General features: G+C 69.2%; 21 protein-coding genes. 8 read left to right on the top strand and 13 right to left on the bottom strand.

Annotated features, from left to right (window positions below; genetic code table 11):
* Position 1: 1 nt before the first annotated feature.
* Positions 2-949: an ROK family glucokinase gene (locus E3O46_RS06720; protein WP_134446108.1), complete on the bottom strand. Its 948-nt coding sequence runs from the start codon at positions 947-949 to the stop codon at positions 2-4.
* 168 nt (positions 950-1,117) lie between these two features.
* On the opposite strand from E3O46_RS06720, the gene E3O46_RS06715 reads away from it, so the two are divergent.
* On the top strand, positions 1,118-2,953 hold the full coding sequence (locus E3O46_RS06715) for an AMP-dependent synthetase/ligase (protein ID WP_134446109.1): 1,836 nt from the start codon (positions 1,118-1,120) through the stop codon (positions 2,951-2,953).
* Between the two features lie 7 nt (positions 2,954-2,960).
* Here the strand turns inward: E3O46_RS06715 and def are convergent, their stop codons facing one another.
* The 3 genes from def to E3O46_RS06700 form a co-directional block, all read right to left on the bottom strand.
* The gene (gene def / locus E3O46_RS06710) at positions 2,961-3,452 is read right to left on the bottom strand and encodes a peptide deformylase (RefSeq protein ID WP_134446110.1); all 492 of its coding nucleotides are present in this window, start codon (positions 3,450-3,452) and stop codon (positions 2,961-2,963) included.
* A 51-nt stretch (positions 3,453-3,503) separates the two neighbouring features.
* Positions 3,504-4,862 (bottom strand): MinD/ParA family ATP-binding protein, encoded by a 1,359-nt coding sequence (locus tag E3O46_RS06705; protein ID WP_241987352.1) that lies wholly within the window; start codon positions 4,860-4,862, stop codon positions 3,504-3,506.
* 89 nt (positions 4,863-4,951) lie between these two features.
* The gene (locus tag E3O46_RS06700) at positions 4,952-8,356 is read right to left on the bottom strand and encodes a pyruvate carboxylase (RefSeq protein WP_134561385.1); all 3,405 of its coding nucleotides are present in this window, start codon (positions 8,354-8,356) and stop codon (positions 4,952-4,954) included.
* A gap of 77 nt (positions 8,357-8,433) precedes the next feature.
* Between E3O46_RS06700 and E3O46_RS06695 the strand changes: the two genes are divergently transcribed.
* A complete protein-coding gene (locus E3O46_RS06695; RefSeq protein ID WP_134446112.1) occupies positions 8,434-9,240 on the top strand; it encodes a ParA family protein in 807 nt (268 codons plus the stop codon).
* 218 nt (positions 9,241-9,458) lie between these two features.
* On the opposite strand, the gene E3O46_RS06690 is transcribed toward E3O46_RS06695, so the two are convergent.
* The 5 genes from E3O46_RS06690 to ku form a co-directional block, all read right to left on the bottom strand.
* Positions 9,459-10,010, bottom strand: coding sequence for a MerR family transcriptional regulator (locus tag E3O46_RS06690; RefSeq protein ID WP_134446113.1), 552 nt, complete (start codon positions 10,008-10,010; stop codon positions 9,459-9,461).
* A gap of 190 nt (positions 10,011-10,200) precedes the next feature.
* Positions 10,201-10,899 (bottom strand): transcriptional regulator FtsR, encoded by a 699-nt coding sequence (gene ftsR / locus E3O46_RS06685; RefSeq protein ID WP_134561384.1) that lies wholly within the window; start codon positions 10,897-10,899, stop codon positions 10,201-10,203.
* Positions 10,899-11,312 carry an FHA domain-containing protein gene (locus E3O46_RS06680; RefSeq protein ID WP_134446136.1) on the bottom strand — a complete coding sequence of 138 codons (414 nt, stop codon included), beginning with the start codon at positions 11,310-11,312 and terminating at the stop codon, positions 10,899-10,901. The genes ftsR and E3O46_RS06680 overlap by 1 nt, the downstream gene beginning before the upstream one ends.
* Before the next feature lie 86 nt (positions 11,313-11,398).
* Positions 11,399-12,016 (bottom strand): CDP-alcohol phosphatidyltransferase family protein, encoded by a 618-nt coding sequence (locus E3O46_RS06675; RefSeq protein ID WP_134446115.1) that lies wholly within the window; start codon positions 12,014-12,016, stop codon positions 11,399-11,401.
* Positions 12,017-12,044: 28 nt separating this feature from the next.
* Entirely contained in the window at positions 12,045-12,908 is an 864-nt protein-coding gene (ku, locus tag E3O46_RS06670; RefSeq protein WP_134446116.1) for a non-homologous end joining protein Ku, read from the bottom strand.
* Between the two features lie 114 nt (positions 12,909-13,022).
* Between ku and E3O46_RS06665 the strand changes: the two genes are divergently transcribed.
* Positions 13,023-15,665, top strand: a complete 2,643-nt coding sequence (locus tag E3O46_RS06665) for an ATP-dependent DNA ligase (RefSeq protein ID WP_134561383.1) — start codon at positions 13,023-13,025, stop codon at positions 15,663-15,665.
* Between the two features lie 52 nt (positions 15,666-15,717).
* On the opposite strand, the gene E3O46_RS06660 is transcribed toward E3O46_RS06665, so the two are convergent.
* A complete protein-coding gene (locus E3O46_RS06660) occupies positions 15,718-16,272 on the bottom strand; it encodes a hypothetical protein (protein ID WP_241987351.1) in 555 nt (184 codons plus the stop codon).
* Between the two features lie 230 nt (positions 16,273-16,502).
* On the opposite strand from E3O46_RS06660, the gene E3O46_RS06655 reads away from it, so the two are divergent.
* Positions 16,503-16,970: a nitroreductase/quinone reductase family protein gene (locus tag E3O46_RS06655; protein WP_198413697.1), complete on the top strand. Its 468-nt coding sequence runs from the start codon at positions 16,503-16,505 to the stop codon at positions 16,968-16,970.
* A 10-nt stretch (positions 16,971-16,980) separates the two neighbouring features.
* On the opposite strand, the gene E3O46_RS06650 is transcribed toward E3O46_RS06655, so the two are convergent.
* The 3 genes from E3O46_RS06650 to E3O46_RS06640 all read right to left on the bottom strand — a co-directional run bounded on the left by E3O46_RS06650 (position 16,981) and on the right by E3O46_RS06640 (position 18,729).
* Positions 16,981-17,484 (bottom strand): NUDIX domain-containing protein, encoded by a 504-nt coding sequence (locus E3O46_RS06650; RefSeq protein ID WP_134446118.1) that lies wholly within the window; start codon positions 17,482-17,484, stop codon positions 16,981-16,983.
* Positions 17,485-17,574: 90 nt separating this feature from the next.
* Complete coding sequence (locus tag E3O46_RS06645) at positions 17,575-18,102, bottom strand: adenine phosphoribosyltransferase (protein WP_134446119.1); 528 nt, start codon at positions 18,100-18,102, stop codon at positions 17,575-17,577.
* A 9-nt stretch (positions 18,103-18,111) separates the two neighbouring features.
* Complete coding sequence (locus E3O46_RS06640) at positions 18,112-18,729, bottom strand: MarR family winged helix-turn-helix transcriptional regulator (protein ID WP_134446120.1); 618 nt, start codon at positions 18,727-18,729, stop codon at positions 18,112-18,114.
* A gap of 78 nt (positions 18,730-18,807) precedes the next feature.
* On the opposite strand from E3O46_RS06640, the gene idi reads away from it, so the two are divergent.
* The 4 genes from idi to crtI form a co-directional block, all read left to right on the top strand.
* On the top strand, positions 18,808-19,344 hold the full coding sequence (idi, locus tag E3O46_RS06635; RefSeq protein ID WP_134446121.1) for an isopentenyl-diphosphate Delta-isomerase: 537 nt from the start codon (positions 18,808-18,810) through the stop codon (positions 19,342-19,344).
* Positions 19,337-20,383 carry a polyprenyl synthetase family protein gene (locus E3O46_RS06630; protein ID WP_134446122.1) on the top strand — a complete coding sequence of 349 codons (1,047 nt, stop codon included), beginning with the start codon at positions 19,337-19,339 and terminating at the stop codon, positions 20,381-20,383. The genes idi and E3O46_RS06630 overlap by 8 nt, the downstream gene beginning before the upstream one ends.
* Entirely contained in the window at positions 20,380-21,288 is a 909-nt protein-coding gene (locus E3O46_RS06625; protein WP_134446123.1) for a phytoene/squalene synthase family protein, read from the top strand. Before E3O46_RS06630 ends, E3O46_RS06625 begins: the two co-directional genes overlap by 4 nt.
* Positions 21,285-22,984 (top strand): phytoene desaturase family protein (crtI, locus tag E3O46_RS06620; protein ID WP_134561382.1); only part of this gene is annotated, 1,700 nt, incomplete at its 3' end. The genes E3O46_RS06625 and crtI, both read left to right, overlap by 4 nt.

Below are 22,984 nucleotides of genomic sequence, written 5' to 3'. Positions count from 1 at the left end.
CCTAGATCGGGAAGACGTGCTTCCGCGCCAGGTCTGCAGCGCCGACAACTCCGGCATCGTTGACGAGTTGGGCAATCGCGAATTCCGCTTCGGGATGGTAGCCCCGTGCCGGAAGGTTTTCGAGGTACGCGGTGCGAATCGGTTCGAGGAGCAGCTCGCCGGCGTCGGCGACTCCCCCGCCGAAGACGAAGATCTGCGGGTCGAGCACGGCCGCGAGCGAGGCGCAGGCCTGGCCGAGCGCGTCGCCGAGCTGGCGGAGGGCCGCGAGTGCCCCCGGGTCGCCGTCCTGGATCAGGCGGCCGACGTCCTTGCCGCTGAGCTTGCCCTTGCGGTCACGGGCGGATGCGAGGCCGAGGCCGATACCGCCGGCATCCGCAAGGGAGTTGGCGATGCGGAGCAGGGCCCTGCCAGAGCCGTACTGCTCGATGCAGCCCTGGGCACCGCAGCCGCACGGCAGGCCGTCCGGGACGATGCGCACGTGGCCGAGCTCTGCGCCGCAGCCGAAGCCGCCGCGGAACAGGCGGTCGTTGGAAACGATCGCGCCGCCGACACCGGTGCCGATGGTCAGCGTGACCATGTCGCTGTAGACCTGGCCGGCACCGAAACAGAATTCGGCCCAACCGGCCGCGTTCGCGTCGTTCTCGATCAGGATCGGGAGGTTGAGCCGCTCCTCGAGGGTCGCCCGGAGCGGTTCGTTGCGCCAGTTGATGTTGGGGGCGTAGTACACCGTGGACTGCGCGGAGTCGATGAAGCCGGCAGCTGCCACGCCGGCCGCGATGACGTCCTCTCCGACGGCGAGTTTCTGGATCATCTCGACGACGGCGTCTTCGATGGCGCGCGGGTCCCCCGCCGTTGTGGGCGTGCGCTCGGAACGGAGAATGGTGCCGAACTCGTCGACCAGGGCTCCAGCTATCTTCGTGCCGCCGATGTCGATTCCAATGGCGTGCACAGCCGGCCTCTTTCGTAGATAGTCTCGGGCATCCGCCCAGCTCAGCACACACTTATGCTGAGGCGTCCCTCTAGAGTGTACTGAGCCGCGGCGCTGCGAGTCGAAACGACTGCTCCGCATTCCGCCCGGCTAGAGTGTGCACATCCGCCCGGTACCAGAGGAGTTGCCGTGAAACAGTTCGATATGCCCGCAGTCGTCCCTGCCGATCCAGGGGCGAACATCACCGACCTCCTCGCAGATCGCCTCGCCGCGACCCCGGATTCCGTGCTTTTCTCGGTTCCCCGCGGTGCCGGCTGGGCTCCCGTGACCACATCCGAATTCCACCGTCAGGTCGTTGGCCTCGCCAAGGGGCTCGTCGCAGCAGGCATCGAACCCGGCGACAAAATCGGCCTGATGTGCAAGACGCGCTACGAGTGGACCCTGATCGACTTCGCGACCTGGTACGCCGGCGCCGTCCTGGTCCCGGTCTACGAGACCAGCTCTCCCACCCAGATGCAGTGGATCCTCGGCGACTCCGGCGCCGCCGCCGTGATCCTCGAGACCGCCGACCACTTCGCCAAGTTCGACGAGGTGCACCCCGACCTTCCGAACATCGGAACCGTCTGGCAGATCGACCTCGGCGACCTCGCGAAGATCGTCGCCGGAGGCGTCAACGTTCCGGATGCCGAGATCGAGCGCCGCCGCCACCTCGCGACCGGCGCAGACATCGCGACCCTGATCTACACCGCAGGAACCACCGGACGGCCGAAGGGGTGCGTGCTCACGCACTCCAACTTCGTCGAGACCTCCCGGAACGCGGGCGTCGCCCTCTCGGACGTCCTCACCCACGAGGACGGCGCATCCACCCTGCTGTTCATCACGACCGCGCACGTCTTCGCCCGGTTCATCGCCGTGCTGTGCGTGCACGGGAACGTGCGGGTCGGCCACCAGCCGGACACCCGGCAGTTGCTGCCTGCGCTCGCGACCTTCAAGCCGACGTTCCTTCTCGCGGTTCCGCGGGTGTTCGAGAAGGTCTACAACTCGGCGGAGCAGAAGGCAGAGGCCGCCGGTCGCGGCAAGATCTTCGAGGCGGCCGCGCACCTCGCCGTCAAGCACTCCAAGGCACTCGCCGAGGGAACCCCGGTGAGCCTCTCGATGAAGATCCGGTTCGCGATCTTCGACCGTCTCGTCTACAGCAAGCTCCGCACGGCCATGGGCGGGAAGGTGCGCTACGCCGTCTCCGGCTCCGCTCCCCTCGGCGAGTTCCTCGGCCACTTCTACCACAGCCTCGGCATCAAGATCCTCGAGGGCTACGGGCTCACCGAGACCACGGCCCCTGCGACGGTCGGCCGCACAGACCAGTTCAAGGTCGGTACCGTCGGCCCTCCCATCCCCGGCGTCTCGATCCGCATCATGGACGACGGCGAGATCGAGGTGAAGGGCGTCAACGTCTTCAAGGAGTACTGGCACAACCCGGAGGCGACCCAGGCCGCCTTCGACGACGGCTGGTTCCGCACGGGCGACATCGGCGACTTCGACGCGGACGGCTTCGTCACCATCACGGCACGCAAGAAGGAGATCATCGTCACGGCGGGCGGCAAGAACGTCGCCCCTGCCGCGCTCGAGGACCCGATCCGCTCCAACCCCCTCGTCGGCCAGGTCATCGTCGTCGGGGACCGCAAGCCCTTCATCGCTGCGCTCGTCACACTCGACCCCGACATGCTCGCGGTCTGGCTGCACAACAACGGCGAGGATGCCTCGATGTCACTTGCCGAGGCGGCCGTCAATCCTGCGGTGCTCGCCGAGGTGCAGCGTGCCATCGACCACGCCAACTCCCACGTGTCGCGTGCGGAGTCGATCCGCAAGTTCGTGATCCTCACCGTCGAGCTCACCGAGGACAACGGCTATCTCACGCCGAAGCTCAGCATCAAGCGCGACGTGATCATGCGGGACTTCTCCGCGACCATCGAGGGCATGTACCAGGGCGTGCCCGTCGTCACCGAGCAGAACCCGGTCGTGCGCTGACCGTCGGTCAGAACCAGTCCGACTCGCGGATCTCCTTCATGGCCGCCCGGCGGTTCTCCTTGTCGAGCTTGTCGATGTAGAGGAAACCGTCGAGGTGGTCGGTCTCGTGCTGCAGGGCCTGGGCCATCAGCCCGTCGCCGGCGAGTTCGACGGGCTCGCCGGCGAGGTCGGTTCCGGTGACCCTCGCGAACGGGTACCGCTTGGTGGGGTACCACAGGCCGGGAACGGACAGGCAGCCCTCTTCGACGAGGGCGGGCTCGCCGGATACCTCGACGACGACGGGGTTCAGGATGTACCCGATCACGCCATCGACGTTGTAACTGAACGCGCGCAGGTTGACGCCGATCTGGGCAGCGGCGACGCCGGCGCGGCCGGGCAGGCGCACGCTGTCGAGGAGATCGACGACGAGCCGGGTGACCCGGTCGTCGATGATCTCGATCGGCGCGGACACGGTCTTCAAAACGGGATCTCCGAAGAGACGGATCTGGCGCTCAGGCACAGGAATACTCCAAGTCAGTTGATACGGGCACGTCGGTTGACCGGGTGCGCTTCACGCGCCGCGGTGGGCGGGAAGGCCCTCGACCACGAGAGCAGCAAGGGTGCGGGCGGCAAGCCGGGTGATCGGTTTCAGGTTCTCCCACGAGATCACGCTCCCCGCCGCCAGTTGCGGGTCGTAGGGGATACGCACGATCTCGCGGACCCTCGACCGGAAGTGCGACTCGATCTCCTCGAGTTTCACGAGGTTGGTGCCCTGGGTCGCGGTGTTGAGCGCGACGATCGAGTTGCGGACGAGGTCGCCGTAGCCGTTGGCGTCGAGCCAGGTCAGGGTCTCAGAGGCGAGCCTGGCTTCGTCGACGCTGCCTCCGGAGACGACCACGATCGAGTCAGCACGCTGCAGGGTCGCCCGCATCACGGAGTGCACGATCCCGGTGCCGCAATCGGTGAGCATGATCGAGTAGTACCGGGCCGCGAGGTCGGCCACCACGTTGTAGTCGTCCTCGTCGAAGGCTTCGGACAGGAGCGGGTCTGTGTCGGAGGCGAGGATGTCGAGCCGGGTCGCGTCGCGGGACACGAGGGTGGAGAAGTCGGTGAAGCCACCGATGGACGCGGCCTTCGTGACGACGTCGCGCACGGTCGACCTCGTCTGCTTGCTGACCCGTTCGGAGAGGGTGCCGCGGTCGGGGTTGGCGTCGACGGCGATGATGCGGTCTTCGCGTGCGTCGGCGAGGGCCATGCCGAGCAGGGCCGTGACCGTGGTCTTGCCGACACCGCCCTTGCGGGTGAGGATCGGCACGAACCGGGTGCCGCCATCGAACTCCTTGCGGATCAGGGCGTCCATGTCCTTGTGGGCGCGGACCTTCGCCGAGTCGCCGAGGTTCACGAGGTGCAGCGTCGCGGCGTAGACGAAGGCGTTCCAGCCTCCGTGGGGCGGCGGCTGGGTGCGGCGATTGACCGCGAGCAGGCGTTCCGACGTGAGCATGGCCGCCGATTCCGGGACGGTGCCGCCATCGGGCCGCAGGCGCTCCCTGCGGGACTGCGCCCCGGCATCCGCCGGACCGGTCTGCGCAGGGCCGGAGAGGGACTGCACGGCCCCTGCTGCGGCGGCGCCGAGGCGCTCACCCCGGTCGGCGCGGTCGTTCCGGGTCACGCGGTCGCCGGCCGGGACGCGGATGCCCGGCCCGGTGTTGATCTCGATGGTGTGCGTCGCGGGGCGGCCAGCATCGCCCCCGGGCCCGGTACTCCCGAGCGCCGGCGACGCGAGGGGTGCGGCTGCGAGCCCTGCCGGCAGCGCAGCGGCGAGGTTGTCGATCGTGTGCGGCGGCAGCTCGCTGTTGTACTCGTCACCGGGCTGCGCGTCTCCGCCGCCCGTCGAAGAGATTCCGGTATCCGTGCGCTTTTCCGGCACCACAGTCCGTCCCTTCGTCGTGAAAATATCGGCCCGGCCTGGGCCCCCGGCCGGCCGGCGCCACGGTGGGCGACGGCCGATCGACCTTCAGCCTAGCGCGGGCGCACCACCACGAGGAGGTCGCCGGCGTCCACCTGCTGCGTCTTCGGGATCGCCACCCGCTCGACGACACCGGCGATCGGGGAGGTGATGGCCGCCTCCATTTTCATGGCTTCGATGGATGCGACGGTCTGGCCGGCCTCGACGATCGCGCCTTCCTCGACCTGCAGGGTGACCACCCCGGAGAAGGGAGCCGCGACCTGGCCCGGCCGGTTCGCATCCGCTTTCTCGGCGGCCTTGGTGCTCACGGTGATGCCGCGGTCGCGCACGAACACGGGGCGCAGCTGGCCGTTGAGCGTGGTCATGACGGTGCGCATGCCCTTGTCGTCCGCCTCGCCGATCGCCTCGAGTCCGACGTAGAGGCGAACGCCCTTGTCGATCTCGACCGAGTGTTCGATACCCTGCTGCAGCCCGTTGAGGTAGTCGACGGTGTCGACGACGGAGAGGTCGCCGAACAGCTCGCGGATCTGCTCGAACTGGCGGGTCGGTCCGGGGAAGAGCAGCTGGTTGAGCATCGAGCGACGGGTCAGGCTGTCGCCGTCGAGCGCCTCGCGCTCGGGTGCTGTCAGCTCGGTGACGCCGATGTGGATGCTGCGACCGGCGAGCACCTTGCTGCGGAAGGGCTCCGGCCAGCCGCCGGGCAGGTCGCCCAGTTCGCCGGCCATGAAGCCGATCACCGAGTCTGGCACGTCGTAGTTGCCCGGGTTCGCGGCGAAGTCCTCCGGATCGGCGCGGACGGCGGCGAGGTAGAGGGCGAGGTCGCCGACGACCTTGGACGAGGGCGTGACCTTGGGAACGCGGCCGAGGATCTGGTTCGCGGCGGCGTACATGTCCTCGATGAGCTCGAAGTCGTCGGCGAGGCCGAGTGCGACGGCCTGGGTGCGGAGGTTGGAGAGCTGGCCACCGGGGATCTCGTGGCTGTAGACCCGCCCGGTCGGGGCCCGGAGTCCCGATTCGAAGGGGTGGTAGACGCGGCGCACGTCTTCCCAGTATGGTTCGAGGTCGCAGACGGCCTTGAGCGAGATGCCGGTGTCGCGTTCGGTGTGCGCGAGCGCGGCGACGAGCGAGGACGCAGAAGGCTGGCTCGTGGTGCCGGCCATCGGTGCGCTCGCGACGTCGACAGCGTCGGCGCCCGCGCGCGCGGCGGCGAGCAGGGTCGCGAGCTGGCCGCCGGGAGTGTCGTGGGTGTGGACGTGCACCGGGAGCGCGAAGCGTTCGCGAAGCGCTCCGACGAGCTTCTCCGCGGCCGCCGGGCGAAGCAGCCCGGCCATGTCCTTGATCGCAATGATGTGCGCGCCGGTGTCGACGATCTGCTCCGCGAGGCGCAGGTAGTAGTCGAGCGTGTAGAGGTCCTCCGCGGGGTCGAGCAGGTCGCCCGTGTAGCAGAGTGCGACCTCGGCGATGCTCGTTCCGGTGCCGAGGACGGCCTCGATCGCCGGGCGCATCTGCGAGACGTCGTTGAGGGCGTCGAAGATCCGGAAGATGTCGACGCCCGTGTCGGACGCTTCCCGCACGAAGGCGTCGGTGACCTCCGTCGGGTACGGCGTGTATCCGACCGTGTTCCGGCCGCGGAGCAGCATCTGCACGTTGATGTTCGGGAGCGCGGCCCGCAGGGCGGCGAGCCGTTCCCACGGGTCCTCGCCGAGGAAGCGGAGCGCGACGTCGTAGGTCGCGCCGCCCCAGGCCTCGATCGAGAGGAGCTCCGGCGTCATCCGGGCGACGTACGGCGCGACGGCGACGAGGTCCCTCGTGCGCACGCGGGTCGCCAGGAGCGACTGGTGGGCGTCGCGGAACGTGGTGTCCGTCACGGCGAGTGCGGTCTGGGCGCGGAGTTCCGCGGCGAAACCGGCCGGGCCGAGCAGCTGCAGCCGCTGGCGGGAGCCCGCGGGGGCCGGGACGCTGAGGTCGAGCTTCGGAAGCTTCTCTGCCGGGTTCAGCAGGGTGATCGGGACCCCGTTCGGCTTGTTGACGGTGACGTCGGCGAGCCAGTTCAGGATCTTCGTTCCACGGTCCTTCGAGACGCGGGCGCGGAGCAGGTCTGGCCGTTCGTCGATGAAGGAGGTGCTGAGGTCGCCGGCCGCGAAGCCCGGGTCTTCCAGGACGGCCTGGAGGAAGGCGACGTTCGTGGAGACGCCGCGGATGCGGAACTCGGCGAGTGCCCGCTTGGAGCGCGTGACGGCTGCGGTGAAGTCGCGACCGCGGCAGGTGAGCTTCGCGAGCATCGAGTCGAAGTGCGGGCTGATCTGCGCGCCCGGGTTGATGGTTCCACCGTCGAGGCGGATGCCTGCCCCGCCGGGTGAGCGATACGTCGTGATCTTCCCGGTGTCCGGCCGGAACCCCATCGTGGGGTCCTCGGTGGTGATGCGGCACTGGAGCGCGGCGCCGCGCAGGTGGATCTGGTCCTGGAGGAGCCCGAGTTCGGCGAGGGTCTCCCCCGCGGCGATGCGGATCTGGGCGACGACGAGGTCGACGTCTGTGACCTCTTCCGTCACGGTGTGCTCGACCTGGATCCGCGGGTTCATCTCGATGAAGACGTGCTGGCCTGCGCGCTCCCCGACGGTGTCGAGCAGGAACTCGACGGTGCCCGCGTTGACGTAACCGATGGAGCGGGCGAAAGCCACGGCATCCGCGTAGAGACGGGTACGGATCTCGTCGCTGAGGTTCGGGGCCGGCGCGATCTCGATGACCTTCTGGTGGCGGCGCTGCACGGAGCAGTCCCGCTCGAAGAGGTGCACGGTTTCGCCGGTCGAGTCCGCGAGGATCTGCACTTCGATGTGCCGGGGGCGGAGCACGGCCTGCTCGAGGAACATGGTCGAGTCGCCGAAGGCGCTGTTGGCCTCGCGCATGGCCTCCTCGAGGGAACCGCGCAGGTCCTCCATGCTCGCGACGCGGCGCATGCCGCGGCCGCCGCCGCCGGCGACGGCCTTGGCGAAGATCGGGAAGCCGATGTCAGCAGCTGCGGCGATGAGCTCGTCGAGGTCCTTCGATGGCGCGCTCGACTTGAGCACGGGAACGCCAGCAGCGATCGCGTGCTCCTTGGCGGTGACCTTGTTTCCGGCCATTTCGAGCACGTGCTCGCCGGGGCCGATGAAGGTGATGCCGGCCTCGCGGGCGGCGAGTGCGAGCTCGGGGTTCTCGGAAAGGAAGCCGTAGCCGGGGTAAATGGCGTCGGCGCCGCTCTCGACGGCCACCCGGATGATCTCGCTCACGGTCAGGTATGCCCTGACCGGGTGCCCGGGTTCGCCGATCTGGTACGCCTCGTCCGCCTTCAGGCGATGGAGGGAATTCCGGTCTTCGAACGGATAAACGGCGACGGTTTTCGCGCCGAGTTCATACGCTGCACGAAACGCGCGAATCGCGATTTCTCCGCGGTTGGCAACAAGAATCTTCGTGAACATACAGACCTTTCAGGAGGCGACGGGCACACAGCTGGCGGTTAGGTTCTCTAAGACTAGTGAAGGTAACGTATCTACTTGTGCACGTACTAAGCGTTAGCTCCCTCAAGGGAGGAGTAGGCAAGACCACAGTGACCCTGGGTCTGGCGTCTGCTGCCTTCGCCCGCGGCGTACGGACCCTGGTCGTCGACATCGACCCGCAATCGGACGTGTCGACCGGCATGGACATCGAGGTCGCCGGCCACCTGAACATCGCCGACGTCCTTGCCTCCCCCAAGGAAAAGATCGTCCGTGCCGCCATCGTGCCGAGCGGCTGGACCCGCGGCCAGCAGGGCACGATCGACGTCATGATCGGCAGCCCGTCCGCCATCAACTTCGACGGGCCGCACCCGAGCATCCGCGACATCTGGAAGCTCGAAGAAGCCCTCTCCACGGTCGAGAAGGACTACGACCTGGTGCTGATCGACTGCGCGCCCTCCCTCAACGCCCTGACCCGGACCGCGTGGGCGGCGAGCGACCGCGTCGCCGTCGTGACAGAGCCCGGGCTGTTCTCCGTCGCCGCCGCCGACCGCGCACTGCGCGCGATCGAGGAGATCCGCCGCGGACTCAGCCCGCGGCTGCAGCCGCTCGGCATCATCGTGAATCGTGCCAGGATCGCGTCCCTCGAACACCAGTTCCGGATCAAGGAACTGCGGGACATGTTCGGCCCGCTCGTGCTCAGCCCCCAGCTGCCGGAGCGCACGTCGCTGCAGCAGGCGCAGGGCGCCGCGAAGCCGCTGCACACCTGGCCCGGCGACAGCGCGCAGGAGATGGCCCGCTACTTCGACCAGCTGCTCGACCGTATCCTCCGCACCGCACGCATCGGCGAATACGCGGAGCAGCGCTAGGCGGATCCGCCCCCAAACCGGGTCACATTCCCGCGCTGGGTTGCGGACGAAAGACCTTCCCAGGCGGGACGAAGGTGCCTTTTCCGCACCTCGATCGCGGGGGCCGCGAGAAAGCGGGTGTCCTTGCGGCGAGCGAGTCCTGCCAGCGAGCGCGTCTTGCCACCGAGCGAGTCCTGCCACCGAGCCAGTCCTGATGGCGAGCTCGACCTGCTGGTGGGTTAGGAGACCTTGCGGGCGAGGCGGCGGACGGCGAGTTCGTCGGAAGGGTCGGACGGCTGGGAGTCGAGCTCGACGAGGGTCGTCTCGACCTCGCGCAGGACCTTGCCGACGGCGATTCCGAAGACGCCCTGGCCGCGGCTGACGAGATCGATGACCTCGTCGTTGGACGTGCAGAGATAGACGCTCGCGCCGTCGCTCATGAGCGTCGTCTGGGCGAGGTCGCTGACCCCGGACTCGCGGAGCTGGTTGACGGCCGTGCGGATCTGCTGGAGTGAGATGCCGGTGTCGAGGAGGCGTTTGACGAGCTTGAGGACGAGAATGTCGCGGAAGCCGTAGAGCCGCTGCGTGCCGGAGCCGGTCGCACCGCGCACCGTCGGTTCGACGAGTTCGGTACGGGCCCAGTAGTCCAGCTGGCGGTAGGTGATGCCGGCGGCACGGGCCGCGACGGCGCCCCGGTACCCGGAATTCTCATCGAGGTCCGGCATGCCGTCTGTGAACAGGAGTCCGTCACCGTAGCGGGAGGCGTCGTCACGCTTGCTGAGCTCGCTCATACGATGGCCTCTCGGAATGGGGTGCGGCGCGGCCGCAGATGCAACGCTACCGAGGTACTGGACCCAGGCCCGGACATCCGCCCGAACGCGTCGGCGTGTCGTGCGACTGCCGTCGGTGGGGTTCGTCCGGATCGGATTCGGTCCGGCGGCGCTTCCAGCAGTCTACGACTTCCTGGCGATCCGGCCGAGCTTAACTGGTGAGGCGACCGAGCGCCGAACGGATCAGGCTGCCGCGGATGACTTCGAAATTGCCGGCGATTTCGACGGCCATTTCCGCGGCCTTCGCCCGGCTCGACGCATCCCTGCGTCGGGACAGCGGCACCAGGGCGCTCTCGATCAGCCCCAGTTCCCGTTCTGCCGCGCCGCGGAAGCCGCGCAGGTGCCTCGGTTCGATCCCGCTGTGCTGGAGCTCGACAAGGGCACGCAGGACTCCGAGAGCGTCGTCACCGTACACTTCCGCCGGAAGGATGATCGAGGCGGACACGGCGTCGTGCAGCAGGGCGGCGGATGCCCCGGCCTCGCGGATGAGCTCGTCCCGGCTGAGGCGCCGTTCGGTCGACAGCATCGACGGCCCCGGAGTCACTCCCCCGGGCAGCGTCGGCGAGTTACCGGCGTCGAGGTCGTTGAGGTAGCCCCGGATGACCTTGAGCGGAAGGTACAGGTCGCGCTGCATCGACAGGATCAGGCGGAGCCGGTCGAGGTCGCTCGCGCAGAACTTGCGGTAGCCGGATTCGGTGCGCGCGGGAGAGACGAGGCGCTGCTCCTCGAGGAAGCGCAGCTTCGACGGGGTGAGGTCTGGAAAATCCGGGGTCAGGCGAGCGAGCACCTGTCCGATGCTCAACAGCGACGTCGCACCCGGCTGCCTGGCCTGGGCGGAGGACGCTGCCACTACTCGCTCGCCTGTGGCGCCAGATCGAGTCGCGAGGCGTAGAACGTGAGCCGGAACTTGCCGACCTGGACTTCATCCCTGTCGTGGAGCGCTGCGGTTTCGATGCGCACTCCCTCGAAATAGGTGCCGTTCAGGGAGACGAGGTCCTTGACCTCGAACGAAGTTCCGTGGCGGAGGAACTCGGCGTGCCGACGGGACACGGTCACGTCGTCGAGGAAGATGTCCGCGTGCGGGTGCCGACCGACGGTCGTCACATCGGCATCGAGCAGGAACCGGGCGCCCGAGTTCGGACCGCGGCGAACGACGAGGAGAGCCGACCCGGAGGGAAGGGCCGAGATCGCTTCCTGTTCTTCTGCCGTCACGTCGTTGTCGACGGCCGCGAGCTGGGCTGCGAAGCCCTGGCTGAACGTCATCGTCGTGTCGGTGCCGGAATATTCTTCGGGCGCGGCCTTACGCTGGCTCTCATCTGGCTTTTTGGAATCAATCACCGGTACACCTCCTACCCCCCAATCGTATCCGATCGAATGGGCGGTATGGCCCGCGGAATCCGAATCACCCTGGCCGTCTCGAAAGCGTAGATGATTCCGGCCCACCAATACAGGAATGCCCCCCAGATTCCGAAGGCCCAGCCGATCGGAAGGGACCACCAGCCGAGCATCGGGAAAGCCTGGCCGAGCATGATCAGCGGCAGCGCATAAAAGAGGCAGAAGGTCGCGGCCTTGCCGAGCAGGTTGACCGGGAGCGGACCGTAGCCGTGGTTCGCAAGGACGATCCCGAGGCCGAGCAGGAAGACGTCCCTGCCGATCACGATGAGGACGATCCACCAGGGCACGAGGTCGCGCCAGGCCAGGCCGAGGAGCGCCGCGAAGATGTAGAGGCGGTCGGCCGCGGGGTCGAGGAGCTGGCCGAGCCGGGTGATCTGGTTGAAGCGCCGCGCGATCACGCCGTCGAGGTAGTCGGTGAGGCTCGCGACGAGGAGCACGAGGAGGGCCCAGGCATCCGCGCCGCGGACGAGCAGGACGAGGAAGACCGGGACGAGGGTAAGCCGGAGGGCGCTCAGCAGGTTGGGCAGGGTCAGAACCCTGGAACTGATGATGGGTACTTCCGCCCCTGCCATTGTGCGAGTCTACCGATGCGCCGACGCTCTACGGAATGCGCCGTTTCGCGGGCCGCGCCGTGTCGTCGCCCTCCGCTGCGGTGCCGCCCTTCCCTCCTCCCCGGCTGCGCTCGACGCTGCGCCGGAGCGCCTCCATCAGGTCGAGGACCTCGCCGCCGCCGGACTCCTCTCCTGTGGCCTCCCCCGCCTCCCCTGCCTCGGCCGCCTCGACGGTCTCTCCGGCCGCGAGTTTGGCTTCGATCAGCTCCCTGAGCTGGTCCTGGTAGTCGTCGCGGTAGTCCTGGGGGGTGAAGTCGGAGGCGAAGGACTCGACGAGCGCCGCCGAGAGTTCGAGCTCCTGCCGCGAGATCTTCGTGGATTCGGCCAGGGCGGGGAAGTCGGCCTCCCGCACCTCGTCACTCCAGAGCAGCGCCTGCAGGAGCAGCACGTCACCGCGCACCCGGAGCGCGCCGAGCCGGGTCTTCTGGCGGAGTGCGAAACGCACGATCGCGGTGCGATCGCTCGCCTCGAGCGCGCGCCGGAGCAGGACATACGCCTTGGGCGATGCGCCGTCCGGTTCCAGGAAGTAGCTCTTCTCGAACAGCATCGGGTCGAGCTGCTCGCTCGGCACGAACTCGACGACGTCGATCTCCCTGCTCTTCTCCGCCGGCAGCCTGCGGAGCTCCTCCTCCGTGAGCACGACCGTGTTCTCGCCGTCGTCGTACGCCTTGTCGATGTGGGCGTAGTCGACGATCCGGCCGCAGCGGGAGCACCGCCGCTGGTAGCGGATGCGCCCGCCGTCGGCGTCGTGGACCTGGTGCAGCGCGGTGTCGTGGTCTTCTGTCGCGCTGTAGACCTTGACGGGCACGTTGACGAGGCCGAAGGTGATGGAGCCTTTCCAGATCGATCTCATGCGAACCAGTAGACACCGCATCCGCCGCCCGTACTAGCCGGACGGGGAGTGCGCGGGCATGCTGGTGGAACGGCATCGGGAGAACCCGGGCGAATCGATCGGAACGGAGGCCGGATGAACGAGGCGACGAGCCAGGTCGTGTCCGTCGACGGTCACCGGATCACTCTCACGCACCTCGACAAGGTGCTCTACCCCGAGACCGGCACCACAAAGGCGGATGTCCTCGGGTACTACGCCGCGATCGCCGAGGTGCTCGTGCCGCACGCCGCGAACCGTGCGGCGACCCGCAAGCGCTGGGTGCACGGGGTCGGCACGGTGGAGAAGCCGGAGAAGATGTTCTTCCAGAAGAACCTCGAGGACTCAGCGCCGAGCTGGGTGCAGCGCCACTCGATCGAGCACACCGACCACACGAACGTGTACCCGCTCGTGAACGACGTCGCGACCCTGACCTGGCTCGGGCAGATGTCGGCGCTCGAGCTCCACGTTCCGCAGTGGCAGTTCGGGCGGGACGGCAGCCGGCGCAACCCCGACCGGCTCGTGCTCGACCTCGACCCCGGTGAGGGCGTCACCCTCCCGGAGTGCGCAGAGGTGGCCAGGCTCGCACGCGCCATCCTGCGCGATATGGGACTCGACCCGCTCCCGGTCACCAGCGGGAGCAAGGGCATCCACCTGTATGCCGCGCTCGACCTGACCCATACCTCCGACGAGATCTCGCAGGTTGCGCACGAACTCGCGCGGGCGCTCGAAGCCGACCACCCCGACCTCGTGGTGAGCGACATGAAGAAGTCGATCAGGGGCGGCAAGGTGCTCGTGGACTGGAGCCAGAACAACGCTGCGAAGACCACGATCACCCCGTATTCCCTGCGCGGCACGTTCCGGCCGATGGTCGCGATGCCGCGCACCTGGCGGGAGCTCGCCGAGCCCGGACTCGCCCAGCTCGACTACAAGCAGGCGCTGAGCCGGGTCGAACACGGCGGCGATCCGCTCGCCGCGCTGCTCGGAGCGCACGGTTCGGAGGCGCGCGAACCGGCACGCGACGGCGCGCGCGATGCGGGGGCGGATGCCCCCGCGCCGGACCCCGGGGACCGGCTCGCCGTGTATCGCAGCAAACGCTCGGCGGCGCGCACCCCGGAGCCTGTGCCGGAAGCAGGCACCGCGGCCGTGACTGCGAGCCCCGACCGGCAGGGCTTCGTGATCCAGGAACACCACGCCAGGAACCTGCACTACGACTTCCGTCTCGAGCACGAGGGTGTCCTCGCCTCCTGGGCGCTCCCGCGCGGGGTGCCGACGGATCCGGCGAAGAATCACCTCGCCGTGCGCACCGAAGACCATCCCCTCGAGTACGGCGGGTTCGAGGGTGAGATTCCGGCAGGGGAATACGGGGCGGGCACGGTGTCGATCTGGGATCGCGGCCGCTACGACCTCGAGAAATGGCGGGAGGACGAGGTCATCGCGACCCTGCACGGGGAGCCGGGCGGGGGCCTCGAGGGCACGCGGAGGTTCGCACTCATCCGCACGAACGCGCAGGGTCAGGGTTCTCACGACCGCTCTGCCCAGAACTGGCTCATCCACCTGATGAAGCCGAAGGCCGGCGCCAGGGTCCGGCGGGCGGTGGCACCGGCCGCCGCATCCGCTGCTGAATCAGCCGCTGCCGAACCGGACACCGCGACGACATCGGGTCACCCGAGCCCCGAGACCGGTGCGGACTCCGGACGGACTCCCGGAACGGCCCCCGGCGCAGAGACCGGCGGAGTCGCGCCGGGCGGGCGGCCGGATGCGAGCCCGCGGGGGCGGTACACGCCCATGCTTGCGACGCTCGGATCGGCCGCGGACCTGGTCACGGACATCCGGTGGGCCTTCGAACCGAAGTGGGACGGCATTCGCGCGCTCGCCTACCTGTCGACGGTGGGCGCCGAACGGCCGGTGCGGCTCTTCACCCGGGCGGGCAACGAGGTGACGGATGCCTACCCCGAGCTCCTCGCGGCGGTTCCGACCGCTGTCGACACGGCCAGCGCGGTGCTCGACGGGGAGATCGTCGCACTCGACCGTTCCGGCAGGCCGAACTTCGGCCTGCTGCAGAGCCGGATGCACCTGACCCGCCGCACGGTGGCCGCCGCGGCCGCCGCCACCCCGGTGCAGTACCTCGTGTTCGACGTGCTCGAACGCGACGGGGTCGACCTCAGCCGCACGCCGTACTCGGAGCGACGGGCGATCCTCGAGTCGCTCGTCACGGGCGACGGGGCGGTGCAGCTGTCGCCTGACCTGCCCGGCGACGCGCAGGATGCCGTGCGGGTGAGTCGCGAGCTCGGCCTCGAGGGCATCGTCGCGAAGGACGCCGACGGCGGATACGAGGGCGGGCGGCGGTCGCGGTCCTGGATCAAGATCAAGCACCACCGGGCTCAGGAGGTCGTGATCGGCGGCTGGCGCACCGGGAACGGCAACCGGTCGCGGTCGCTCGGTTCGCTGCTCCTCGGGATTCCGTCCGAGGCGGGGCTCGAGTACGTCGGGAGGGTCGGCACCGGTTTCCGCGACAGGGACCTGGTCGTGCTGCGTGGCCGGCTCGACCGGCTCGCGCAGGCGGAGAGCCCGTTCGCTGCGGTGCCGGCGGCCGATGTGAGGGACGCGCACTGGGTGCGGCCTGTCCTGGTCGGGGAGGTCGACTATCTCGAGTGGACCTCGGATGGCCGGTTGCGGCATCCGTCGTGGCGGGGCTGGCGCCCGGACAAGGCCGCGGAGGAGGTCGTGCGGGAGGCCTGAGCCTGCGTCGCGGCGCCCTGCGACATTCGGGTGGGGTCCGTAACGCGCCAGGCTAGCGCGGCGGTGCGGTGCGCGGCGGCTTCGGGGTGCGCGGCGGCCTCGGTGTGCGCGGCGGCTTCGGTGTGCGCGGCGGCCTGGGGAACGCCTCGCGCATGTGGTCGGAGGAGAGGTAGTCTCCGACGCCGATCATGATGAGGCTGAACAGGATCTGCTCGCTGACCATCCACAACGGGTACAGGCCCGGGATGGCGGCGAGGACGAGCGTGATCACCGGAAAGATCTTGCTGAACAGGCGCAGCCGGAGGTAGGCCCAGTAGAAGCCCTTCTGCGCCCGCCAGGCGAAGTAGAGCAGGGTGAGCGTCATCGCGAGCACGACGAAGGTGCGCATCCAGACCGAGGTCGGGATCTCGGTGCCGCCGAGGAACAGGACGACAGCGATGACGACCGCGGCCGCGCCGAGGACCAGTTCCGCGGCGAGGAGCCACAGGATCGCGACGAACGTGCGCCTGGTCCTGGGGTGCCGGCGCATCTCGGGCGCGATGGTGTATTCGACGGACCGACCACCGGCGACCCGGTCGAGCCTGAGGAACAACGGTTCCAGTTTCATGATTCCTCCGGGTGTCAACGGTAGCGGGTCGCACGGGGCCGGTGTCACGGATCGGGTGGAGCGTGCCGGAAGCACGGTGCCGGACGGCCGAACCCGGCGTACGCTTCGGGCATGGACACGGACTATCCCGCATACCAGCGCGTGACGAGCCCGACCGTGCCGTGGCTTCCCCGGGGCGATGCGCACGCGGTCCCCCGGCCGGCGTCCCGTCCGGTGAGGAGGGCGCGGTAATGGGCGCCCAGGCAGACCGGCTTCGCGCGATGTATTCCGGCGGGCAGGGGAACGCCACGGCGAAGCGCTATGCACGGTTGTGGAACCGGGCGCTGCGCCTCGGAGTGCTGCCGAGACGCTGGGTCTCCCTCGAGGTCATCGGGCGACGCAGCGGACAGGTGACCCGGTTCCCGATCGGGATGGCCGACGTTGACGGCCAGTGGCACCTCGTCTCGATGCTCGGCGAATGCAACTGGGTGCGGAACGTGCGCGCTGCTGGCGGCCGGGCGACGCTCCGCAGGCGCACGGCGCGCCCGGTCTGGCTCGTCGAGGTGCCGGCGGAGGACCGCGCGCCGATCCTGAAACGCTTCGTCGAGAAGGCCCCGGGCGGGCGCCCGCACATTCCCGTGGAACGGCACGAACCCGTTTCGGCATTCGAGGCGATCGCCGCGGACCATCCCGTCTTCCGGGTGCTGACCGCCGTCTGACTGCACCGGGTCAGGCGCGCGACTCCGGCGAGCGGACGTCGGTGGCCGGGCCGCCGGCATCCGCCCCGTCCAGGCGGGCGCGCAGGGCCGGCCAGCTCAGGGCGAAGCCGGGGTGCAACGGCAGTGCGTCGACGAGCTCGGCGGGCACCCAGCGCAGTGCGATGCTCTCACGGTCGCTGATCACGGGCTCGAAGGGTTCGAGGGCGCGTACGACGACCGTCGTATACGACCAGAAGCCGAGATCGAGTACCGAGCTGAACTGCACGCTCACGAGTTCGGCGGGCACGCCGGCCTCCTCGTTCGCCTCGCGGAGCGCGGCTTCGAGGGCAGTCTCGTGTTCATGCCGGGCGCCGCCGGGAAGCCCCCAGGTGTCGCCGTTGTGGCTCCACGCGGCGCGATGCTGCATCAGCACCCCGAGGTCGGCGTGGTGCACAAGCAGCCCGGCGGCCCCGAAGCGTCCCCAGAACCTGCGGCCGTCTGGCGCGAAGACCCACTCGTCGCCGTTTCCCGTCATGAACCAAGCATGCGGCATCCGGCCGCCATTCGGCCCAGAGCGTGCGGTTTTCGCACAGTGCGGTCGGTGCCTGCCCGCTGCGGGGTGGTTCTACAGGGCGACGATGGTGTGCAGCGGGGTGGTGCCGAGGCGGTCGCGGCCGAGGAGTTCGGTGAGCTCGAGCACGACGCCGACGCCCGTCAGCCGATAGCCGGCACGCCGGACGAGCCGGGAGGTGGCCGCGATCGTTCCGCCCGTCGCGAGCACGTCGTCGAGGACGAGCACCCGGGATCCCTCCGGCAGCTGGCCGATCTCGAGTTCGAGGCACGCCGAACCGTATTCGAGGTCGTAGTTCTCCGACAGCACGGAGCCGGGCAGCTTGCCGCCCTTGCGCACGGCGAGCACGGATGCCCCCGCCGCGTATCCCACGGCCGCCGCGAGCAGGAAACCCCGCGCTTCGATTCCTGCGACCGCGTCGAACTGCCCGGCGAACCGCCCGGCGAGTTCGTCGATGAGCGCCCGGAAGGCCACGGCGTCCGCGAAAACGGGGTTGAGGTCCCGGAAGAGGATGCCCGTCTCCGGGAAGTCCTGGTAGGACGCGAGGAGGGCGGTCACATGGTCTGCTGCTGGTGTTGGCACCGGTCAAGCCTAGGTGGTCGAGTGCCCCTGAACCGCTTCGGTCCCCCCGCTCGGGGCTGTGACCCCGGTCGGAGTGCCGCCGTGGTGCGACGCGGTGTCCGTCGTCGTTGCGGACATGGCGTCGGCGATGGCCGTGAGGAAGCGGATAACGGCGTTTCGTTCGGACGGTTCGAGGTCCTCTGCGGCCGCGAACATCCGCTCGTGCACGCCCCCGAGCGCCCGGCGCACCTCCTGATGCGCCGCCGGCGTCGCGAAGATGAGCTGGACCCGTCCGTCCACGGCGTGCGCCTCGCGGCGGATGTGCCCGGTGCGGGTCAGGCGCGCGAGCAGCTTCGACGTCGCGGCAGAGGAGATCCCGAGGTGGGAGGTGAGATCCTTCGGGCTGACCGGGGTCCGGCGGGCCTCGCGCTGGATCAGGTGCCTGATGGCCACGAGGTCGGTCTCGTTCACCGCGAGCTCGGCCCTGGCGCGCTCGCGCATCGCGGCATCCGCGGCCCGGAATGCCCGGAGCGCGGCGAGAACGTCGCGAGCACCGGTGGTCCCGGTCGTCCCGTTGTTCCCCTGGCCGGTCCAGAAGCTCGGCTCCGGCGACGGAGACCGGGGCGGGAAAGTGGCTCGTTCGGACATTCCACCATGCTAGCCTCACGATTAGCTAACTTGGTTAGCAATATCTACGGGTATGGTGGCGGGAAGGGGAGGAATCACATGCAGGCTGTGGACCAGACGGTCGAACTCGTCGTACTGCTCGACGAATCAGGGCGCCCGATCGGCTCGGCGCCCAAGAGCACGATGCACGACGCCGATACCGCCCTTCATCTCGCCTTCTCGGTCTATGTCTTCAACGAACGCGGGGAGGTTCTCGTCACCCGGCGCGCCCTCGGCAAGCGGACCTGGCCGGGAGTCTGGACGAACTCCTTCTGCGGGCATCCCCTCCCGGACGAGTCGCAGCGGCGGGCCATCGCACGGCGCGGCCGGTTTGAGCTCGGCCTCGACCTCGACGAACTGACCGTGGCGCTTCCCCTGTTCCGCTACCGGGCGACGGATGCGAGCGGCATCGTGGAAAACGAGATCTGCCCGGTGTACCGCGCGACGGTGCACACCGACCCCGTGCCGAATCCCGATGAGGTTTCCGAATACGTGTGGACCGACCCCGAAACCCTGCGCGCGAGCGCGCTCTCCAGCCCGTGGGCCTTCAGCCCATGGATGGTGCTCCAACTGAAGGAGTTGAGATTCGATGCCTGAGATCGCCCACATCGAAGTAGAGACCGAACTCCAGCGATACTTCGCGGCGGCCAGGCTGCGAGCGAGCGACTACGGAACGCACTACGTCGCTCTCTGGGACTCGCTCGAGCAGGCCAGCAGTGGCGGCAAGCGGGTGCGTCCCGCGCTCGTGCTCGCCGCGTTCGCCGGACTCGGAGGAACAGAGATGAGCCTGGCGATCCCGGTCGCCGTGAGCTTCGAACTCCTGCACACCGCGTTCGTAATCCACGACGACGTGATCGACCGCGACCTGCACCGTCGCGGCGTCGCGAACGTCGCCGGCAGGTTCACGGAGCGCGCCCTCGCCCATGGCGCCGTCGGGACGCAGACCGGCGCCTGGGCGACCACGGCGGCGATCCTCGCCGGCGACCTCGCCCTGAGCGAGGCGCACCGCGCACTCGCCCTGCTGCCGATCGGCGCCGAGCAGCGCGGCCGGCTCCTCGACCTTCTGGACCGGGCCGTCTTCGTGTCGGCGGCCGGTGAACTCGCGGACGTCACGAACACCGCTTCGAAGACTCCCCTCTCTGTCGAGGAAGTGACCGTGACCCTCGAGCAGAAGACCGCCGTCTACTCCTTCGAGGCTCCCCTGATGGCCGGGGCCGTGCTCGCGGGGGCGAGCGAGGAGGCGATCGTCGCCCTCGGACGGTTCGGCAGGCTCGTCGGCGTCGCCTTCCAGCTCACCGACGATATCCTCGGCGTCTTCGGAGACCCCGCGCGCACGGGGAAGAGCGCACTGACCGACCTGCGCGAGGGCAAGCAGACCGCGCTCGTTGCCTACGCCGGTACGACGGGCGACTGGCCGGCGATCGCACCGTTCGTCGGCAAGGCCGACCTCACCCAGGACGAGGCAGAGGAGGCCAGGGTACTCCTGCGCAGCTGCGGGGCACTGCAGTCCACCGACGAGCTCGCGATCGACCACGCCCGCAGGGCGGTCGCCGCGCTCGACACCGCCGCGATCCCCGCGGTCCTCCGCACGACCCTCACCCAGCTCGCCGACACCTCAGTGAATCGCAGCCGATGACCGACACCCGACGCCCGACGCCCACGACCGGCACGGCCACCCAGATCGCGACGTACACCCGGGCTGCTCATGCGAGCTCAGCCCAGGTCATCGGCGTCTACTCGACATCGTTCGGGCTGGCCTGCCGCCTCCTCGCCGCGCGGGAACGCCGCCAGGTCGGCTCGATCTACGCCCTCGTGCGGATCGCGGACGAAATCGTCGACGGCGCGGCCAGCCAGGCCGGTCTCCCGGACGCGGCCCAGCGTGCGGCTCTCGACGGGCTCGAGGACGAGACCCTGAGGGCGATCGAGACCGGCTTCAGCACCAACCTCATCGTGCACGCCTTCGCGGACACCGCGCGGGCGACCGGCATCGACGCCCGGCTCACGGCGCCGTTCTTCGCGTCGATGCGACGCGACCTCGACCCGGCCCCCTTCGACGCCGCCGGCATCGCCGACTACATCTACGGCTCGGCGGAGGTCGTCGGGCTGATGTGCCTGCGCTCGTTCCTGCACGAGTCCGAACGCACGGAGACCGAACTGGCGACGCTCACGGCCGGCGCCCGCAGCCTCGGAGCAGCCTTCCAGAAGGTCAACTTCCTGCGGGACATCGCCGCCGACCGGGACGATCTCGGACGCAACTACTTCCCGGGAGTGAACCTGCTCACCATGACCGACGAGGAGAAGGACTTCCTCCTCGACGACATGGACGCGGACCTCGACGCCGCGGCGCGCGCGCTGCCCCTGCTCCCCCGCGGGAGTCGGCGTGCGGTTGCCGCAGCGCACGGCCTCTTCGCGAGCCTCGCGGTCAAACTCCGCGGAACGCCCGCCCGATCCCTGCTGAACACCCGGGTGCGGGTACCCGACCCGGAAAAACTGATGATCGCCCTCGGCGCAGCCCTCGGCCCTGGAGCGTGGAAGAAATGACCCCTTCGAATGGAAACCGCACGATCGTGATCGGCGGCGGGATCGCCGGCCTCGCCAGTGCGGCCCTGCTCGCCCGTGACGGGCACCGGGTGACCCTGCTCGAAACCAACGACACCCTCGGTGGCCGCGCAGGATCGTGGACGGAACAGGGGTTCCGGTTCGAGACCGGACCGTCCTGGTACCTGATGCCCGGCGTCTTCGACCACTTCTTCCGCCTGTTCGGCACGAGCTCTGCCGAGCAGCTCGAGCTGCGCCGTCTCGACCCCGGCTACCGGGTCTTCTTCGAGGACGACCCGGACCCGATCGACATCCGCGCCGAACGCGCCGACAATATAGCCCTGTTCGACAGCCTCGAGCCAGGAGCGGGTGCCGCGCTCGACCGCTATCTGGACTCAGCGGAGGACACCTACCGGATGGCCGTGTCCAGGTTCCTCTACACGAGCTTCCAGTCGTTCCGGCCGCTGCTCGTTCGGGACGTCCTGACCCGCCTCCCCCGGCTCGCCCGGCTGCTCCTGCAGCCGCTCGACACGTTCGTCGCCGGCTACGTCCGCGACCCGCGACTGCGCCAGGTCCTCGGCTATCCGGCCGTCTTCCTCGGTTCCTCCCCCGACCAGACCCCGTCGATGTACCACCTGATGAGTCATCTCGACCTTGCCGACGGCGTGCTCTACCCGCAGGGCGGCTTCACCCGCCTGATCGACAGCATCGCCGACCTCGCCAGGGCAGAGGGCGTCGAAGTGATCACGGGCGCGAGAGTCACCGCCATCACCACCACACCGGGAACGCGGCCTGGCGTGTCGAAGCGACTTCGGGCATCCGTCACCGGGGTCAGCTACGTCGACAGGGCAGGGACCACCGTTCGGCTCGCCGCCGACCGGGTGGTCTCGGCCGCCGACCTGCACCACACCGAGACCGAGCTTCTTCCCGAGCCGTTGCAAAGCTACCCGGAGTCCTGGTGGCAGCGCCGGGTATCCGGGCCCGGCGCCGTGCTCGTTCTGCTCGGCGTGAGCGGCCAGCTGCCGAAACTGCAGCATCACACCCTCCTGTTCACCCGGGACTGGGGTGAGAACTTCGGCCGCATCTTCGGGAAGACGCCGAGCGTCGCCTCACCGGCGTCGTTCTACGTCTGCATGCCGAGCGCGACAGACCCCGGCGTCGCACCGGACGGCTCCTCGAACCTGTTCCTGCTCGTGCCGATCCCGGCAGACCCCGGCCTCGGCCACGGCGGAATCGACGGCGCGGGCTCCCCCGCCATCGAGGCGATCGCCGACGACGCCATCGGGCAGCTCGCCGACTGGGCAGGCATCCCCGACCTCGCCGACCGGATCGTCGTACGCCGCACGATCGGGCCGGGCGACTTCGCCGACGACCTCAACTCCTGGCGCGGCGGGGCACTCGGCCCCGCACACACGCTCAAGCAGAGCGCGTTCTTCCGCGGGTCGAACGCCTCCTCGAAGATCGACGGCCTCTACTACGCGGGCGGTACGACGATCCCGGGCATCGGGCTTCCGATGTGCCTGATCAGCGCCGAAATCCTGCTAAAGAGGATGCGCTCGGACACGAGTACGGGACCGCTCGCGGAGCCCCTGCCCCGGCGCGTGCCGGTTCCGGCGGCGGTCCGGGTCACGGTGCCGTTGCGCCCGGAGCCCGGCGCAGCGGGCGGCACCGCCGGCGCCGGCGCCGCGGAAGCCGCCGC

This window comes from Cryobacterium glucosi, from assembly GCF_004402235.1.
GTDB classification, from domain to species: Bacteria; Actinomycetota; Actinomycetes; order Actinomycetales; family Microbacteriaceae; genus Cryobacterium; species Cryobacterium glucosi.
This window is presented reverse-complemented; position numbering and strand designations above follow the sequence as displayed.

What these genes read in the sequence shown, in the direction of transcription:
- E3O46_RS06690 (WP_134446113.1), bottom strand. Translation starts at nt 10,010, where the DNA reads ATGAGCGAGCTCAGCAAGCGTGACGACGCCTCCCGCTACGGTGACGGA.
- E3O46_RS06640 (WP_134446120.1), bottom strand. Translation starts at nt 18,729, where the DNA reads ATGTCCGAACGAGCCACTTTCCCGCCCCGGTCTCCGTCGCCGGAGCCG.
- E3O46_RS06680 (WP_134446136.1), bottom strand. Translation starts at nt 11,312, where the DNA reads ATGACGTTCAGCCAGGGCTTCGCAGCCCAGCTCGCGGCCGTCGACAAC.
- ku (WP_134446116.1), bottom strand. Translation starts at nt 12,908, where the DNA reads ATGAGATCGATCTGGAAAGGCTCCATCACCTTCGGCCTCGTCAACGTG.
- E3O46_RS06665 (WP_134561383.1), top strand. Translation starts at nt 13,023, where the DNA reads ATGAACGAGGCGACGAGCCAGGTCGTGTCCGTCGACGGTCACCGGATC.
- E3O46_RS06625 (WP_134446123.1), top strand. Translation starts at nt 20,380, where the DNA reads ATGACCGACACCCGACGCCCGACGCCCACGACCGGCACGGCCACCCAG.
- E3O46_RS06700 (WP_134561385.1), bottom strand. Translation starts at nt 8,356, where the DNA reads ATGTTCACGAAGATTCTTGTTGCCAACCGCGGAGAAATCGCGATTCGC.
- E3O46_RS06655 (WP_198413697.1), top strand. Translation starts at nt 16,503, where the DNA reads ATGGGCGCCCAGGCAGACCGGCTTCGCGCGATGTATTCCGGCGGGCAG.
- idi (WP_134446121.1), top strand. Translation starts at nt 18,808, where the DNA reads ATGCAGGCTGTGGACCAGACGGTCGAACTCGTCGTACTGCTCGACGAA.
- E3O46_RS06660 (WP_241987351.1), bottom strand. Translation starts at nt 16,272, where the DNA reads ATGAAACTGGAACCGTTGTTCCTCAGGCTCGACCGGGTCGCCGGTGGT.
- E3O46_RS06675 (WP_134446115.1), bottom strand. Translation starts at nt 12,016, where the DNA reads ATGGCAGGGGCGGAAGTACCCATCATCAGTTCCAGGGTTCTGACCCTG.
- E3O46_RS06630 (WP_134446122.1), top strand. Translation starts at nt 19,337, where the DNA reads ATGCCTGAGATCGCCCACATCGAAGTAGAGACCGAACTCCAGCGATAC.
- E3O46_RS06650 (WP_134446118.1), bottom strand. Translation starts at nt 17,484, where the DNA reads ATGACGGGAAACGGCGACGAGTGGGTCTTCGCGCCAGACGGCCGCAGG.